This is a genomic window from Aliarcobacter butzleri (assembly GCF_900187115.1).
Lineage (GTDB): Bacteria > Campylobacterota > Campylobacteria > Campylobacterales > Arcobacteraceae > Aliarcobacter > Aliarcobacter butzleri.
Genome location: NZ_LT906455.1, coordinates 1621044 through 1636599 on the forward strand (window position 1 = coordinate 1621044; position 15556 = coordinate 1636599).

The 15556-nt window shown below is 27.5% G+C and carries 18 protein-coding genes; 6 read left to right on the forward strand and 12 right to left on the reverse strand.

Annotated features, from left to right (window positions below; all coding sequences use genetic code 11):
- Positions 1–30 precede the first annotated feature (30 nt).
- Genes CKV87_RS08065 through CKV87_RS08080 form a run of 4 tightly spaced genes read left to right on the forward strand, consistent with a single transcriptional unit; the run spans position 31 to position 3624 of the window.
- A complete protein-coding gene (locus CKV87_RS08065; RefSeq protein WP_004509843.1) occupies positions 31–1080 on the forward strand; it encodes a tetratricopeptide repeat protein in 1050 nt (349 codons plus the stop codon).
- 47 nt (positions 1081–1127) lie between these two features.
- Complete coding sequence (gene rnc, locus CKV87_RS08070; protein WP_004509844.1) at positions 1128–1802, forward strand: ribonuclease III; 675 nt, start codon at positions 1128–1130, stop codon at positions 1800–1802.
- A gap of 3 nt (positions 1803–1805) precedes the next feature.
- Positions 1806–2882, forward strand: a complete 1077-nt coding sequence (aroC, locus tag CKV87_RS08075) for a chorismate synthase (protein WP_012147598.1) — start codon at positions 1806–1808, stop codon at positions 2880–2882.
- A complete protein-coding gene (locus CKV87_RS08080; protein WP_012147599.1) occupies positions 2872–3624 on the forward strand; it encodes a M15 family metallopeptidase in 753 nt (250 codons plus the stop codon). The genes aroC and CKV87_RS08080 overlap by 11 nt, the downstream gene beginning before the upstream one ends.
- Before the next feature lie 74 nt (positions 3625–3698).
- On the opposite strand, the gene htpX is transcribed toward CKV87_RS08080, so the two are convergent.
- Entirely contained in the window at positions 3699–4550 is an 852-nt protein-coding gene (gene htpX / locus CKV87_RS08085) for a zinc metalloprotease HtpX (protein WP_012147600.1), read from the reverse strand.
- 53 nt (positions 4551–4603) lie between these two features.
- Complete coding sequence (locus tag CKV87_RS08090) at positions 4604–5290, reverse strand: TIGR02117 family protein (RefSeq protein WP_012147601.1); 687 nt, start codon at positions 5288–5290, stop codon at positions 4604–4606.
- A 96-nt stretch (positions 5291–5386) separates the two neighbouring features.
- Here CKV87_RS08090 and CKV87_RS08095 point away from each other — a divergent pair, with 96 nt between their 5' ends.
- Complete coding sequence (locus CKV87_RS08095) at positions 5387–5866, forward strand: SixA phosphatase family protein (protein ID WP_004509849.1); 480 nt, start codon at positions 5387–5389, stop codon at positions 5864–5866.
- A gap of 15 nt (positions 5867–5881) precedes the next feature.
- On the opposite strand, the gene CKV87_RS08100 is transcribed toward CKV87_RS08095, so the two are convergent.
- The 8 genes from CKV87_RS08100 to CKV87_RS08135 all read right to left on the reverse strand — a co-directional run bounded on the left by CKV87_RS08100 (position 5882) and on the right by CKV87_RS08135 (position 13570).
- A complete protein-coding gene (locus tag CKV87_RS08100) occupies positions 5882–6295 on the reverse strand; it encodes a hypothetical protein (RefSeq protein ID WP_012147602.1) in 414 nt (137 codons plus the stop codon).
- Position 6296: 1 nt separating this feature from the next.
- A complete protein-coding gene (mnmE, locus tag CKV87_RS08105; RefSeq protein ID WP_012147603.1) occupies positions 6297–7637 on the reverse strand; it encodes a tRNA uridine-5-carboxymethylaminomethyl(34) synthesis GTPase MnmE in 1341 nt (446 codons plus the stop codon).
- Positions 7638–7639: 2 nt separating this feature from the next.
- Entirely contained in the window at positions 7640–8515 is an 876-nt protein-coding gene (locus CKV87_RS08110) for a Jag N-terminal domain-containing protein (protein ID WP_012147604.1), read from the reverse strand.
- Between the two features lie 20 nt (positions 8516–8535).
- Positions 8536–10137 (reverse strand): membrane protein insertase YidC, encoded by a 1602-nt coding sequence (gene yidC / locus CKV87_RS08115; RefSeq protein WP_012147605.1) that lies wholly within the window; start codon positions 10135–10137, stop codon positions 8536–8538.
- A complete protein-coding gene (gene yidD / locus CKV87_RS08120; RefSeq protein ID WP_004509855.1) occupies positions 10130–10462 on the reverse strand; it encodes a membrane protein insertion efficiency factor YidD in 333 nt (110 codons plus the stop codon). The genes yidC and yidD overlap by 8 nt, the downstream gene beginning before the upstream one ends.
- On the reverse strand, positions 10459–10794 hold the full coding sequence (gene rnpA, locus CKV87_RS08125; RefSeq protein ID WP_041644972.1) for a ribonuclease P protein component: 336 nt from the start codon (positions 10792–10794) through the stop codon (positions 10459–10461). The genes yidD and rnpA overlap by 4 nt, the downstream gene beginning before the upstream one ends.
- Positions 10782–10916 carry a 50S ribosomal protein L34 gene (gene rpmH, locus CKV87_RS08130; protein ID WP_004509857.1) on the reverse strand — a complete coding sequence of 45 codons (135 nt, stop codon included), beginning with the start codon at positions 10914–10916 and terminating at the stop codon, positions 10782–10784. The genes rnpA and rpmH overlap by 13 nt, the downstream gene beginning before the upstream one ends.
- Positions 10917–10990: 74 nt before the next feature.
- The gene (locus CKV87_RS08135) at positions 10991–13570 is read right to left on the reverse strand and encodes an ATP-dependent Clp protease ATP-binding subunit (protein ID WP_012147606.1); all 2580 of its coding nucleotides are present in this window, start codon (positions 13568–13570) and stop codon (positions 10991–10993) included.
- A 118-nt stretch (positions 13571–13688) separates the two neighbouring features.
- On the opposite strand from CKV87_RS08135, the gene CKV87_RS08140 reads away from it, so the two are divergent.
- Positions 13689–14267, forward strand: coding sequence for a ribonuclease HII (locus CKV87_RS08140; protein ID WP_012147607.1), 579 nt, complete (start codon positions 13689–13691; stop codon positions 14265–14267).
- A 1-nt stretch (position 14268) separates the two neighbouring features.
- On the opposite strand, the gene CKV87_RS08145 is transcribed toward CKV87_RS08140, so the two are convergent.
- Together CKV87_RS08145 and ppk2 are read right to left on the reverse strand one after the other, a co-directional pair.
- Positions 14269–14583 carry an MTH1187 family thiamine-binding protein gene (locus CKV87_RS08145; RefSeq protein ID WP_012147608.1) on the reverse strand — a complete coding sequence of 105 codons (315 nt, stop codon included), beginning with the start codon at positions 14581–14583 and terminating at the stop codon, positions 14269–14271.
- 9 nt (positions 14584–14592) lie between these two features.
- Entirely contained in the window at positions 14593–15486 is an 894-nt protein-coding gene (gene ppk2 / locus CKV87_RS08150; protein ID WP_012147609.1) for a polyphosphate kinase 2, read from the reverse strand.
- Between the last annotated feature and the right edge of the window lie 70 nt (positions 15487–15556).

Below are 15556 nucleotides of genomic sequence, written 5' to 3' on the forward strand. Positions count from 1 at the left end.
TAGTTAATAACATTTAATAAAGGTTTTTATTTGGATAATTTAGTTTTAGAATATAGAGACCCACTTTTTGGAATAATAATAGTTGTAGCACTAATCTTTTTAATATCATTTTTTACCTACTCTTTTAGTATTTATAAAGAGAGAAATGCAAGAAAAGATTATCGAAAATTATCACTTAGATTTGAACTTGGTAAACTAAAAGAAGAAGACTACGTACATTTATATAAAACTTACAATCTTCCTTTTGATTCAATTTTGCTATTAGCATCATCTTTTTTATATAAAGGTGATTACAATAAAGCTATTTCTGTATATTTAGCATTACTTGAACATATAAATGAAAGAGTAAAAAAAGAAGAATTACTTGAACTTTTAGGAACTACTTATTTTAAAGGTGGTTTTTTACAAAGATCAAAAGATGTTTTTTTAAAAATTTTAAAATTCTCTGCTCACAATAAAACTGCTTTAAAATATTTACTTTTAGTATATGAAAAACTAAAAGATTATCAAAAAGCAAAAGAAGTTGCACTATGTTTGGAAGAACTAAATACAGATATGAAAATTGATAAAATTTATTTAGATACTTTAATAGTGTTAAATGACCCGATTTTATCTTATGAAAAAAGAACTGAAATTTTATATGAAATCTTTAAAGAGAATAAAATAATAGAAAGAATATTTGCAACTTTTTTAATCCACTTTAATAAACCATTTTTTTGGGAACATATAAATGAATTTGATTGTTCAAAATTTATTGATATTATGTGGTATTTAAATTATGATGATATAAACTTTGACAAAATAGAAAAAAACTCTTTTTTAGAAGAGTTATACAACGCAAAAGGATATATAAATAGTTTAGACCATAGTAATGATTTTGATTTAGATATCCTAATACTTATAAATAAACATGAACATAAAGTAAATGCTTCTTTAGATTTTGAGTTTATTTGTACTTCATGTAAACACTCTCATCCTTTTTTTGATACGAGATGTCCACAATGCCATAGTATTTTGACTTTTAATGTAAAACATAATTTAACTAAATCTTTTTATGAACCAAATCAATCTTTACAATAATAAAAGATGTGTTATACTTTCGCAAAATTTAATAAAAGGAACTATATATGAGCGACTACTCTAAGTTAGAGAAGTGCTTGGATTATCAGTTTAAAAATAAAAATCTGATAATCGAAGCACTTACTCACAAAAGCTTTAAAAAACCCTATAATAATGAAAGATTAGAATTTTTAGGTGATGCTGTTTTAAATTTGATTGTTGGAGAATATTTATATTTAAAATTTCCGAAATCAAATGAAGGTGAATTGTCAAAAATACGAGCAAGTTTAGTAAATGAAACAGGTTTCACAAGACTTGCAAATGAGATAAAACTAGGTGAATATATCTTTATTTCAACAGCAGAAGAGAGAAATAAAGGAAGAACTAAAGCTTCTATATTATCTGATGCCTTTGAAGCTATTATGGGTGCTATTTATCTTGAATCAGGGCTTAATACTTTAAAACCAATTATCCTTAGAATTTTAGAAGAGTCTTATGACAAAATAAATCTCGATGTTTTATTTAGTGATTATAAAACAGCTCTTCAAGAGATAACTCAAGCTAGATTTGCTTCAATTCCTGAGTATAAAATAGAAGGTTCTTATGGACCTGACCATAAAAAAGAGTTTGAAGTTTCTATTTGGATTGATGGGAAAAATTATGGAAAAGCTAGTGGAAAAAGTAAAAAACTAGCTCAACAAGCAGCGGCAAAAATTGCTATTGACAAATTAAAAGAGGAGTAAATTTTGAATACTTTTGGACATAGATTTAGATTTACTACTTTTGGAGAATCTCACGGAAAAGCTCTTGGTTGTATAGTTGATGGAGTTCCTGCAGGTATAAAAATCGATGAAAAGTTCATCCAAAGTGAAATGGATAGAAGAAAACCTGGGCAAAATAAATTTGCAACTCAAAGAAAAGAAGGTGATGTTGTAGAAATTTTAAGTGGAGTTTTTGAAGGAATGACTACTGGAACTTCTATTTCAATGATAATTTTTAATGAAAATCAAAAATCTGGTGATTATTCAAATATAAAAGATTTATTTCGTCCTGGTCATGCTGATTTTACATATTTTAATAAATATGGAATAAGAGATTATAGAGGTGGTGGAAGAAGTAGTGCTAGAGAAACTGCTGCAAGAGTTGCTGCTGGTGCAATAGCTAAACTACTTTTAAAAGAACTAAATATCGATATTAGAAGCGGTATTTGTGAAATAAATGGAATACAAGCTTCAAACTTTGATTTTGAAAATGTAAAAGATTCTGAAATTTATGCTTTAGATAAAAGCGTAGAAGAAGAGCAAAAAAACGCTATTTTAGAAGCTAGAAACTCTCACAATAGTGTTGGTGGAGTTGCTCTTGTAAATGTAAAAAATTGCCCTATTGGATTAGGTGAACCATTATATTTTAAACTAGATTCTCAAATAGCAAATGCAATGATGAGTATAAATGCAGTAAAAGCTGTTGAAATTGGCGATGGAATATTAGCTTCAAAAGTAAAAGGCTATGAAAATAATGACCAAATAAGAAAAGCTGGATTTAAAACAAATCATACTGGTGGAATACTTGGTGGAATATCAAATGGCGATGAGATAAATGTAAAAGTTTATTTTAAAGCAACTCCATCTATTTTTATTGAACAAGAAACTATAGATATTTATAACAATGAAGTTAATTGTAATCTAAAAGGAAGACATGACCCTTGTGTAGCAGTACGAGGAAGTGTTGTTGCTGAATCTATGATGGCATTGGTTCTTGCTGATATGGTATTACTAAATCTATCTTCAAAAATTGAGAATATCAAAAAAGTCTATGAAAAATAGACTTTTTTTTCTCATTTTCTTATCAATAAATCTATTTGCAGATGAAAATCTAGCACAAAAACTAATCAAAGCATATCCTAATTTTTTAAAAGAGTATTCAAATAATCAAATCATTTGGAATGATGACACTAAAATGATTTTTGATGAAAAAAAAGAGTATAAATCTTACGAAGATAGACTAAATAATGCCTCTTTAAAAGAACAATTAGCAACAAAATACATAAAAGTAAAAGAAAATAAAAGCTATATTCCAAACTTTAATGAAGATGCAGGAAGAGCAAGATTTGAACCATTTTTTCAAAAAATGTATGGAAAAACTCAAAAAGATGTTGAAAAAAATCTAGTAAAAATAAAATGGTTACCAAAAAGTCAAAATAAGACTTTAGCTGTTACAAAAATAAATGATGTTAATAAAAAACTTGAAGCTGTTTCAAATGAATTAGAAAATCTACCATTAGATTTAAAAAAATTTGTTTTAAATCCAAGTGGAGTTTATAACTATCGAAAAATTAGTCGTACAAATAGACTTAGTGTTCATAGTTTTGGTATTGCAATTGATATAAATTTGGACTTTTCAAACTATTGGCAATGGGATGAAAAAGATGGAAAAATAGAATATAAAAATAAAATACCATTAGAAATAGTTGAGATTTTTGAAAAATATGGATTTATTTGGGGTGGAAGATGGTACCACTTTGATACTATGCATTTTGAATATCGACCAGAACTTTTAGTAGATTAAGCTTTAGTTTAAAAATTTTTGATTATAATTTCAGCATAAAGCAACTCTTTGGTCAAGGGTTGCTTTTTTTATGCCTATTTTCTTAATTCGCTTTTTAACTCTTCAAGACGTGCAATTCTATCAGCAGTTGTTGGATGCGTTCTAAAAAGTGCTCCTAATGTTGATTTTAATCCAGAAAATGGATTTATTATAAACATATGAGCAGTTTGTTCTGTTGCATTATTTATTTGGTGTCCACTTCTAGCATAATTTTCAAGTTTACCTAAAGCACTTTGTAAACCAGCTGGATTTCCTGTAAGCCTTGCTGCTCCTTCATCTGCCATATATTCCCTACTTCTACTAACTGTCATTTGAATAATTGAAGCAGCAATAGGAAGTAATATAGCCATAATTATCATAACAATCGGATTTGAATTTTGTCTATTATTTCCGATCATTCCACTAAATTGCATCATATTCGCAATCATAGCAATAGCACCTGCAAAAACTGCCGCAATAGTTCCTATTAAAATATCATAATGTTTTATATGAGATAACTCATGAGCTATCACTCCTTCAAGTTCTTCTTCATTTAACATTTCATAAAGTCCTATCGTAACTGCAACAGCTGCATATTCATGATTTCTTCCTGTTGCAAAAGCATTTGGTGTATGATCAGGTATCAAATAAACTTTTGGCATAGGAAGATTTGCTTTTTGAGTTAATTTTTGAGTTATTCTATAAACTGGATGTTTAGTATCATCTAAAGGTATAGCATTATAGTGTTTTAAAACTTGCTGGTCTGAGTAATAATAAGCATAAAAGTTCATTCCACAGGCAATTAAAAATGCTATTAACATACCATTTGTTCCTCCAAAAGAGTAACCAAAAAATACAAATATAACAGTTAAAAATGTAAGTAAAAATATAGTTTTAGTTTGTTCCATAATCCTCTCCTAAAATTTTTTCTAATTTTAACAAATATTTATTAATGAAAATTTTATCTATTTTTGTATTGATATAATATCCCATCATCAAAAGCAACCCATTTACTTGAAAGCAAATTTGCATTTTTTAAAACATTATTTGTCCAAGTATTACAAGTGTGAAATATACTATAACTCCCAATTGCTTCATAAAAAGCATCATTTTGTCCATATTGAGCAGTCGTATTTATATAAATTGGTTTTTCATTTAACCATTGTAAACTCTTTTTTACTGATAAAATAATAGATTTATATTGATTTTCATCTATTTTCATAGAATAAGTTAAGTCATCTTCTAAAATATCTTTATAATAAGTTATATGCAAAGCTGCATTTCCAAGTCCAGTTCCTGCAATAAGTGCTGTTGAAACTTTTAGTTCACTCCAAGTTGGAGTATCTAAATAAAAACCTTTATCTCCCCAACCTATTCCAACATAAGAAAAATCTGTTGATTTACTCAAAGTATTTTCAAAAGGAAAAAGTTCAGACCAATTTATAATATCACTTTTTATAGGTAAAACTATATCGGTATGAACACCATTTGATTTTATAAAGATTTCATATTTTTTATCCAATGAAGAAACTTCAGCAACACTCGATCTTGATAAAAAATATTCACTTGATAAATAAATTATTATAAAAGAAAAAATAGATATTAAAATATAAATAGTAATCTTTATAAAGCTTTTTAAAACTTTCATATATCTCCTTTAAGGCTTTATAGTCGCATTTTATACTTTATTTATACAAAAATAGCTAAAATCCAGCCATTACAAAATTATTTTTTGAGAGTTATTATGAAAAAACTTTATCTTGTACGACACACAACAAAAGATGATGAAAAATCAAACAATTACGATTATGACATAGAATTAAGTGAAGATGGAAAAGAAAAAGCAAAAATTATGGCTCAAAATTTTGCTAAAAAGAATCCAAATATAGATTTAATAGTTGCAAGTCCAGCAATAAGAACAAGACAAACTGCTGAGATTTTTGCACAAGAGTTAAATTACAATAAAACTGTTATGTTAAATGAAGTCTTATATATGGCATTTTTAAATGAATTACTTGAAACTATCACTTACACTTATGATACGGTTGATTCTATGTTATTAGTTGGACATAATCCATCTTTAACAGCTTTAGGTGTTACTCTTGTAGGATTTAAAGAAAAATTTGAAGAAGGTGCGATTATGGAAATAGAATTTGATTGTAATAGTTGGATTGATATTTCAAAAAATAACGCAAAACTAATAAGTTATGAAAAGCCTTTATAAAGATAAAAACATAGTTTAATCTAAGTTTTTATCTAAAAGTACTACTGAAGCTAGATTTGTAAGTTCCATCAGAGTTTTTTTATCCAATTTTGCATCACCAATAATATATGAAAAAATCTCTGTAAAGTTTGCTCTTGCCCAAGTTCTAAGTTCTGTTGCTGTCATAAATTTATTTGTTGATAAAACGGCACCCTTTGTATTTGTAACTGTTACTTTTGCACTATCACTATTTTCAAAGTTACCTTTTATACCATCATTATTTTTTATCTGATAAGTTACTTTTGCTTGATAAATTTTACCTTTTACAACACTTCCATCATCTATTACTTTTCTTGGAAAACCTGTCTCTTTAAAAAAACCATCCCATTGATCAGCTAAAACATTTGAAAAACCAAATAATAAAAAACTTAAAACTATAATTTTTTTCATTTTATTTACCTAAACAAAATTCACCAAACATAACATCTAACATTTCGTCATTGTCATAAGGTCTTGTAATTGATGATATATCTTCTAAAGCTTGTGTTATAAAGTGTGCAAAAAACTCTAATTCACCACTTTTAAGTGGTTCTTTTGCTAAACCTATGTTATATAAAGTATTTTCTACAGCTAAAACTTGTCTTTTTGAAACCAAAGTTATATCATCACCAAAAGTATTAGAATCTAAGATTAGCTCAAGTTCTTTAATAAGTGGATTTATATCTTCTTTTGTTGAAAGTTCTATAAAAGAATCAAGTACATTTTTATCAAATTGATTTTGTAAATCTGACTTATTTAAAACTACTATTACTTTTTTATCTGAATTCTCTTTTATCAAATCTAATATTTTTTTATCTTCATCATCGCAAATTTTACTATTATCAAATAAAGCTATTACGATATCAGCTTCATTTATAGCTTGAATTGATTTTTCTATTCCAATTTTTTCTATTACATCACTAGCATCTCGGATACCTGCTGTATCAACTATTTTTATAATATGTGTTCCTATACGAACACTCTCTTCAATAGTATCTCTAGTTGTTCCTGCAATATCACTTATAATTGCTCTATCAAAATTTAAAAGTTTATTTAAAAGTGAAGACTTACCAACATTTGGTTTTCCAATAATTGCGACTTTAAAACCTTCTATCATTCCTTCTCGTCTCCGACTAGCTTCCAAAGTATTTGATAATTTTAGAGATATTTTTTGCATTTTATTTTCTATTTGCTCATAAATATCAGTTGGTAAATCCTCTTCTGCGTAATCAATAGAAACTTCAGTATAAGCTAACATAAAAAGTAAATCTTCTCTTATTTCATCTACAAAATTTGTTAATTCACCTTTTAATTGACGTGCTAGTAATTTAACAGCATCAGCACTTCTTGCTTCAATAATTTTTGATATAGCTTCTGCTTTTGTTAAATCTATTTTATTATTAAAAAAAGCTCGTTTTGAAAATTCTCCAGGATTTGCTAGTCTTGCACCAGCATTTAAAACTTCATCAACTATCATATTTGAAATTGCGACTCCACCATGACATTGAAACTCAACTACATCTTCACCTGTAAAAGAAAATGGTGATTTAAAATATATTACTAAAGCTTCATCAATAATCTCATTTTTTGAATCATAAATTGTTGATAAAGTTGCAAGTCTTGCTTTGAAGTTATTTTTTTTTGAGATTTTTGTAGCTATTTCAAGAGCTTTTGCTCCTGAAACTCTAACTATTGAAATTGAGCCAATTCCATTTGCTGTTGCAATAGCAACAATAGTATCATTTTCAAACAAGATTAAATTTCTCTTGCTCTGTACTCATTTACAAGTACATATTTCTCACCTCTGATATTTGTTTTTACTGCAACATATTTATCAGGGAATTCTTCTCTTAATCTTTTTAAAGCAATATGAACTAAAATTCCATCAAGTGGTTTAGTTTTAAAGTTGCCTTTTTCTCTTATTTGTTCAATTATTGGTTCCAAATAAGCATGTATTGCTTCTTCTTGATTTTTTAAAAATTCTGCAACTTCAAGTCTTAACATTAAACCATATTTTTCATTTATCCAGTTAAATAAAATATATGATAGTGCTTTATATCTATATCCTTCTTTACCTATTAGTAAAGCAGAATCTTCCCCTAAAAACTCTATATACAAAGTTTCATTATCATAAAAAGATACATTCACTTGTCCAATTTTGTAACAAGTAGAACCAAATAAAAGATGTATTCCATCTTTTACTTCATTTAAAATTTCATCTTTTGATTTTTTAATTACAAGTTTTGAAATCTCAACATTTGAATCTTCTTCATTGTAAAAGTTATCAAATATTTTTTCTTTTCCTTCTACTTTTGGAACTTTAGATAAATTATCTTTTTTTTCATCAATTTTTGAACAATTTTCTTCTTCAATTTTAGCTGCATTTTCAATTCTTTGAGAAAATTCTTCTATTTTAACATCTTTATTTTTATAATTTTTAGACTCTTGAATATCTGATTTAGAGCTATTTTTACAATAAGCACAAATAATTGCACTCTTTTTCCCAAAACCTAAAAAGCCTTTAGTTGGTTGTTGAATAATCTCTATTTCTAATTCAGTAACAGAGCAGCTAAATTCTGCACGTGCTAGTTCGTAAACTTTTTCTAAACTATCTGCTTCAAATTTTTTCATGAGTTTCCCTTTTTGTTCCCTTACTTATGCTCAGCTCTTTTTCTTTCAAATGTTTTATTTATAACATATTGTTGCCCTATTGTAAATAAGTTATTTACAAACCAATAAAGTGTTAAACCTGCTGGGAACCATAAGAAGAAGAATGTGAAAACAATTGGTAAAAGTTGGAATATTTTCTTTTGTAACTCATCTTGAACTGTTGTAGGTGTAATTCTTTGTTGAATATACATTGTAGCACCCATTAAAATTGGTAAAACAAAGAATGGATCCATCGCAGCTAAATCATGAATCCAGAAAATCCACTCAGCACCTTTTAACTCAATAGCATTGATTAAAACTCTATATATTGCAAAGAAAATTGGAATTTGTAAAATTAATGGTAAACATCCACCCATTGGATTTGCACCATGTTTTTTATAAAGTTCCATCATATGCATAGATTGTTTTTGTTTATCATCTTTATATTTTAATTGTATCTCTTTCATTTTTGGAGCTAAATCTTTTAGCTTTTGCATAGATACCATACCTTTATACGATAAAGGATATAAAACTACTTTTACTAAAATTGTAAGAGCAACAATTGTCCAACCCCAGTTTCCAATATAACTTTGTAAAAACTGTAAAAGAACAAACATTGGTTTAGCTATAAATGTAAACCAACCATAATCTATAACATCAATTAGTTCAGGATTTAAGCTTTCTAAAACTCTATGATTTTTTGGTCCCATGTATCCTGAGAATGAAATATCTCCAGAAGAATGAATAAATGATTGTGGATTGTTAGAACTATCAGGCATTACTGTAACTTGTAATGATTTTTCAAAATTATAAATAACTGTTGCATAATATCTATCAAAATTAGATACAAATTTTGAACCTACAAAAGTTTCATTTTTCTTTGAACTACCATCTTCAATTGTTGTTAAACTATTATCATTTAATTTAGTAATAAATCCATGAACTGCATACATATCTACTAATACATTTGGTCTAAATCCATTTGAAACAAAAAATGGTTTATCATTTGTTGAACTTACAGTTAAGTCATAATGTCCATCAGGATAAATTGTAAACTTTTTTGTTAAAACCGTATTTGTTAAAGTTTGAGTTAAAACTAACTCTTGTTTATTTTGTGTTGCATCAATATTTGAAGAACTTGGAACTACATTTACTTTAAAAGCCTCTTCATTTATATTAATATCAGCAAATCTCACTTCTAAAGGTTTTAACTGATTTGCTTCAAATAATTTTATTTGAGCACCATTTTCATCTTTATATTTTTCTTCTGTTAAAGTTACTTGAGCAACTCTCCCTAAATTATCTATCTCGATAATATTTTTTGCCGTTTTAATAACAGAAACGATTTGAGAATTTGATACATTTTTTGAAGATATAGCATCAACATTTGGTGTATTTACAGAATTTTCAGCTACTACTTGAGATGTACTAACTTCAGGTGCTGAATTTTGTTTTTGCTCTTGTTCAATTTTAGCTTGAGCCATTTTTGCTTCTTGTTGAGGCTTTAAAACTAAAAACTCATAAGCTATAAAAAATACAAAAACGACTATTGTCATAATTATCATTCGTTTTTGCATACCATTGTTCTGATTTAAGTTATTCATTATTCTTTTTCCACTCCCGATTTTTTACTACTAAATACTTTCCATTTTTTAATGGCACATACCAATATACTATTTTGATTTTATTATAGTTGATATTTTGATTTTTTTTTAATTTGATTATAGGATAATCAAATCCACCATCAAAAAGTTGATTACACTTTAATATGCGCAATATTGTAAAATAAATCGCCTTAAAAAAAGTATTATTATCTAATTGCCATAATGCATATTGAGAACAAGTTGGATAATATCTACACGAACCAAAAGATAAAATTGTTAAATATTTTTGATAAAATCTTATTAAATATTTAAAAAGCCACTTCATTTTAGGACTTCTAATCTCTTTAAAGCAAAATCAAAATCTTTTTTTAGCTCCAAAAAATTTCTATCATGAATAGCAATTTTTGCAACAAATATATAGTTACCAACTAATAGTTGATTTTCATAAGAAGCGAATAAAGCCCTCATTCTTCGTCTAGCTTTATTTCTATTTACTGCATTTCCAACTTTTTTTGAAGTAACAAATGCAGCTTTAAGTATAGTATTAGAACTAAAAAAAGCGACAAAGCTGGTAGTATGCCAACTTTTGCCGCTTTTATATAGTTTATTAAACTCTTTAGGATTATTTATCCTATGATCTTTACTTAAACAGCTAATCTTTTTCTACCTTTAGCTCTTCTTGCATTGATTACTCTTCTACCATTTTTAGTAGCCATTCTTACTCTGAACCCGTGAGTTCTTTTTCTAGGAGTATTATGTGGTTGATATGTTCTTTTCATCTTAGTCTTTCCTCTATATTCACTAAATAAGTTGAGGATTATATTTAAGATTTACTTAAAATCTCTTTATATATTTAAGAAATCTTTGTAATTACTTCATCATTTTGAACATCAAATTCTACGCTACTTCCTTCTCCTATTTTATCTTCCAAAATTAAATCAGCAAGTTTATCTTCAACAATCTCATAAATAGCTCGTTTTAATGGTCTTGCTCCATAAACTGGGTCAAATCCAATTTTTGCAATATACTCTTTTGCATTTTGTGTTAAAGAAATTTTTATATCTTTTTCTTCTACTTTTTTCTTAATATTATTAAATAAAATATTTACAATATTTGTAATTGCACTTAAATTTAATTGTTCAAAAATAACAATATCATCAAGTCTATTTAAAAATTCTGGTCTAAAATGAGATTTTAACTCATCTAAAACAGCTTTTCGTCTCTCTTCTTTATCACTGATTTCAATTATTCTTGCACTTCCTATATTTGAAGTTAAAATAATAATTGTATTTTTAAAATCAACTGTAACACCTTTATTATCAGTTAATCTTCCATCGTCTAACACTTGTAAAAGTATATTAAATACATCTGGATGCGCTTTTTCTACCTCATCAAATAAAATAACACTATAAGGTTTTCTTCTTACTGCTTCAGTTAATTGACCACCTTCTTCATATCCAACATAACCAGGAGCTGCTCCAACAAGCCTAGAAACAGCGTGTTTTTCCATATATTCACTCATATCGAATCTAATAAGTGATTTTGGATCATCAAATAAGAACTTAGCTAAAGTTTTTGCACTCTCTGTTTTTCCAACTCCTGTTGGTCCAAGGAATAAAAAACTTCCTATTGGTCGTGAAGTTTCACTTAATCCTGCTTTATTTCTTTTTATTGCTCTACTTATTGCTTTTATAGCTTCATCTTGACCAATAACATCTTGTTTTAAAACCTCTTCAACTTTTAAAACTTTTTGTTTTTCACTATCCATCATTTTATTAACTGGAATTCCCGTCCATCTTGAAACTATACTTGCTATTGATTCTTCATCAACACTATTTCTTAAAAGTGTTCCCTCTTTTTGCATTTGCTCCCATTTTTGAGCATTTTCTTTTATTTTTGCTTCAAGTGCTGGGATTTCTCCATACTCTATCTTTGCAGCTTCTTCAAATTTTGATTCACGTTTTGCAATATTTGCTTTTGTTTTTAACTCTTCAATTTTTGCTTTTAATTCACTCGCTAAATTGAAAGTTTGTTTTTCATTTTCAAATCTAGCTTCTAAATTTTGTTTCTCTTCATTTTTGTTTGCTAACTCTTTTTCTATTTGAATAAGTCGCTCTTCATTCTTTTTATTTTTTTCCATTTTAAGAGCTTCTTTTTCAACATTTAGAGTTTGAATCTCTCTTTTTATATGTGATAAAGCTGTTGGTTCACTCTCAATTTGCATTTTAAGTTCTGCTGCTGCTTCATCTATTAAATCTATTGCTTTATCAGGTAAAAATCTATCAGTTATATATCTATTTGATAGTTTTGCTGCTGCAACTAATGCACTATCGTTTATAGTTACATTATGATGTGTTTCAAGTCGCTCTTTAATACCTCTTAAAATTTGTAAAGCTTCATTTACTGTTGGTTCATCAACTTTAACTGGTTGAAATCTTCTTTGCATTGCAGCATCTTTTTCAAAATATTTTCTATACTCTTTTAAAGTTGTTGCACCAATTGTATGAAGTTCACCACGAGCAAGGCTAGGTTTTAAGATGTTTGCTGCATCCATACTTCCTTCACTTGCACCTGCACCAATGATTGTATGAATTTCATCAATAAATAAAATTATATTTCCAGCTTTTTTAACCTCATCAATAACAGATTTTAGCCTATCTTCAAACTCTCCTCGATATTTTGCACCTGCAATTAAAGCACTCATATCAAGACTTATAACTCTTTTATTTAAAAGTGAAGTAGGAACATCTTTATTTACTATTCTTTGTGCTAAACCTTCTGCAATAGCTGTTTTACCAGTTCCTGGTTCTCCTAATAATATTGGATTATTTTTTGTTTTTCTTATTAGTATTTGCATCATCCTAGTGATTTGTTCATCTCTTCCAATAACTGGGTCAAGTTCACCATCAATTGCTTTTTTATTTAAATCTATTCCATATTTACTTAAAGCTTCTAAGTTGTCATCACCACTATTGCTATCAATAGTTTTACCTGCACGCATCGCTTCAAGCTCTTTTTTTGCTTCTTTTAAATCCATATATTTTCCTAAAACATCTTTTACTGTTTGATTATCAAAGTTTGAAACAAGCCAAGTATCAATAGCTATAAATTTATCTCCATTACTTGTCATTTGACCTTCTGCTTTTTGTAAGCTTGAAAGTAAATTTCTTGATAATTTTATATTCTCTTTTGTAACACTACTCACACTTGGAAGTTTGCTAGCGTTTGATTTTGCTTCAAGTTCAATTGCTGCTTTATTAACATTCATTTTATTTAATAACTGATTTAATACTGAATTTGTGTTTGTCAATAAAGCCCAAAGTAAATGTATCACTTCTACTTCTTGATTTTTATTATGCAAAGCTAAAGCAACGCTAGAATCTATTGTTTCAGCTAGTTGGTTTGTCATCTTTTCAAAAATATTGTTATTCATTTAGCACTCCTTGTATTTAACTGCTAAGAAATTATATAACTTTAGTCATTCTTTGTCAAGTCTTAGTAAAAATATATTTTTTATTATAATACTTTTTAAAAAATATTTAAAGGCTTTTATGAAAAATTTATGCGGTATTGATGAAGCAGGTCGTGGTCCACTTGCTGGTCCATTAGTTGTTGCTGGAGTTATTCTTTTAGAAGATATTGTAGGATTGAATGATTCTAAAGTTTTAAGTGAAAAAAAAAGAGAAAAACTATTTGATGAAATAAAAGAAAAATCAAAATACCATATTGTTTTTAGTGATGCAAAATTAATAGATGAAAAAGGTATAAGTTTTTGTTTAAAAAGCTCTATTTTAGAAATTATAGAAAATTTAAAAGAGTTTTCAAACTCATTTTTGATGGATGGAAATACAAATTTTGGAATACAAATTTTACAAAAAGAGATAAAAGCAGATGCAAAATATGCGCAAGTTAGTGCAGCTTCAATTTTAGCAAAAGTTAGCCGAGATAGATTTATGGATGAAATTTCACCACTTTATCCAAAATATGATTTTCACAAACACAAAGGTTATGGAACAAAAGCACATATTGAAGCTATAAAAGAGTTTGGAAGAAGTGATATTCATAGACACACTTTTAAATTAAAAGCTTTAGGAGAAAATGAAATAGGAGTTCAAAAAAGTCTATTTTAGACTATTTTGAAACTTCTCCAATATGTTTTTCAACAGATTCTATTTTTGTTTTTAGCCTATTTTCATGCCCTATTCTAATATCAAAATTTAGTGTTGCATAAACTCTGCTACACCCTAATTCTTCTAATCTTAAATAACATTTTTCTACCAAAGCTAAAGCTTCTTTCATAGTAGAAGTTTCAATAATAGTTGCCATTGAAGTGAGTTGATAATTCATGCCACTATCTTTGATTATTTTTATAACTTCAGAAACTTCTTTACTTTTACTTTCACTTTTATCCGTAGGAAACATTGCCATTTGAAGTAATACAGACATCTAAACTCCTTATGATTCACTCTCTTTTCTTTTCATATCCATAATTTCTAACTCTTTTTCAGCAGTAGTAACAATATCTTTATCTACACTAAAATCAAGTCTTTCATCTTTACCTTCATAATCAACAGAATTCAAAATAACTTTTATTGAATTTAATCTTGCTAAAAATTTACTATCGCTTCTTATAATTATCCAAGGAGATTTTTCTGTATTTGTATATTTTAACATATCGTATTTTTTTTGAGTAAATTCATCCCAACGACTTTGCATTTGTAAATCAATTTCACTTAGTTTCCATTGTTTTAGGGGATTTTCTTCACGTTCTGCAAATCTTTTTGCTTGTTCATCTTTTGTAACTGATAAATAAATTTTCAAAAAATGTATTCCGTGGTCTATCAAATCTTCTTCAAATCCAGGAACACTTTTCATAAACACTTCATACTCTTTTTGTGTACAAAATCCAAAAACTGGTTCAACCATTGCACGGTTATACCAACTTCTATCAAATATTACTATCTCTCCACCTTTTGGAAATTGTTCAACATATCTTTGATAGTACCATTGAGTTTTTTGAACATCTGATGGCTTTCCAAGGGCAACCACACGGTAATGTTTTTCATTCATATATCTAGTTATTCTTCTTATTGCTCCACCTTTTCCTGAAGCATCTCTTCCTTCCATTAGAATAATCATTTTTTCATTCTTTTTTTCAAGATGATTTTGAAGTTTTATCAACTCTACTTGATATGGTCGTAAAACTTCTTCTTGTGTTCTGTATAAAAATTTTGAATGCAACTCGCTAATAAAACTTCCATTTTCATCTTTTAATTTATCTATAAAACTATCTAAATTCATAGTTGCATTATTTATTCTATCTTTATCATAATACTTATCAAATGACATCACGTTCCCTTTTTTTGTTTCTTTTCTTATATTATACATAAGAAGAATTACATTTTAGTTTTAATTGTAA

Excerpts from the sequence above, each read along its gene's own strand:
- CKV87_RS08110 (WP_012147604.1), bottom strand. The coding sequence starts at position 8,515 with ATGAAAAAATTTGAAGCAGATAGTTTAGAAAAAGTTTACGAACTAGCA.
- rpmH (WP_004509857.1), bottom strand. The coding sequence starts at position 10,916 with ATGAAAAGAACATATCAACCACATAATACTCCTAGAAAAAGAACTCAC.
- CKV87_RS08080 (WP_012147599.1), top strand. The coding sequence starts at position 2,872 with ATGAAAAATAGACTTTTTTTTCTCATTTTCTTATCAATAAATCTATTT.
- CKV87_RS08140 (WP_012147607.1), top strand. The coding sequence starts at position 13,689 with ATGAAAAATTTATGCGGTATTGATGAAGCAGGTCGTGGTCCACTTGCT.
- CKV87_RS08095 (WP_004509849.1), top strand. The coding sequence starts at position 5,387 with ATGAAAAAACTTTATCTTGTACGACACACAACAAAAGATGATGAAAAA.
- htpX (WP_012147600.1), bottom strand. The coding sequence starts at position 4,550 with ATGGAACAAACTAAAACTATATTTTTACTTACATTTTTAACTGTTATA.
- ppk2 (WP_012147609.1), bottom strand. The coding sequence starts at position 15,486 with ATGTCATTTGATAAGTATTATGATAAAGATAGAATAAATAATGCAACT.
- yidD (WP_004509855.1), bottom strand. The coding sequence starts at position 10,462 with ATGAAGTGGCTTTTTAAATATTTAATAAGATTTTATCAAAAATATTTA.
- CKV87_RS08145 (WP_012147608.1), bottom strand. The coding sequence starts at position 14,583 with ATGTCTGTATTACTTCAAATGGCAATGTTTCCTACGGATAAAAGTGAA.
- CKV87_RS08090 (WP_012147601.1), bottom strand. The coding sequence starts at position 5,290 with ATGAAAGTTTTAAAAAGCTTTATAAAGATTACTATTTATATTTTAATA.
- yidC (WP_012147605.1), bottom strand. The coding sequence starts at position 10,137 with ATGAATAACTTAAATCAGAACAATGGTATGCAAAAACGAATGATAATT.
- CKV87_RS08100 (WP_012147602.1), bottom strand. The coding sequence starts at position 6,295 with ATGAAAAAAATTATAGTTTTAAGTTTTTTATTATTTGGTTTTTCAAAT.
- rnc (WP_004509844.1), top strand. The coding sequence starts at position 1,128 with ATGAGCGACTACTCTAAGTTAGAGAAGTGCTTGGATTATCAGTTTAAA.
- CKV87_RS08135 (WP_012147606.1), bottom strand. The coding sequence starts at position 13,570 with ATGAATAACAATATTTTTGAAAAGATGACAAACCAACTAGCTGAAACA.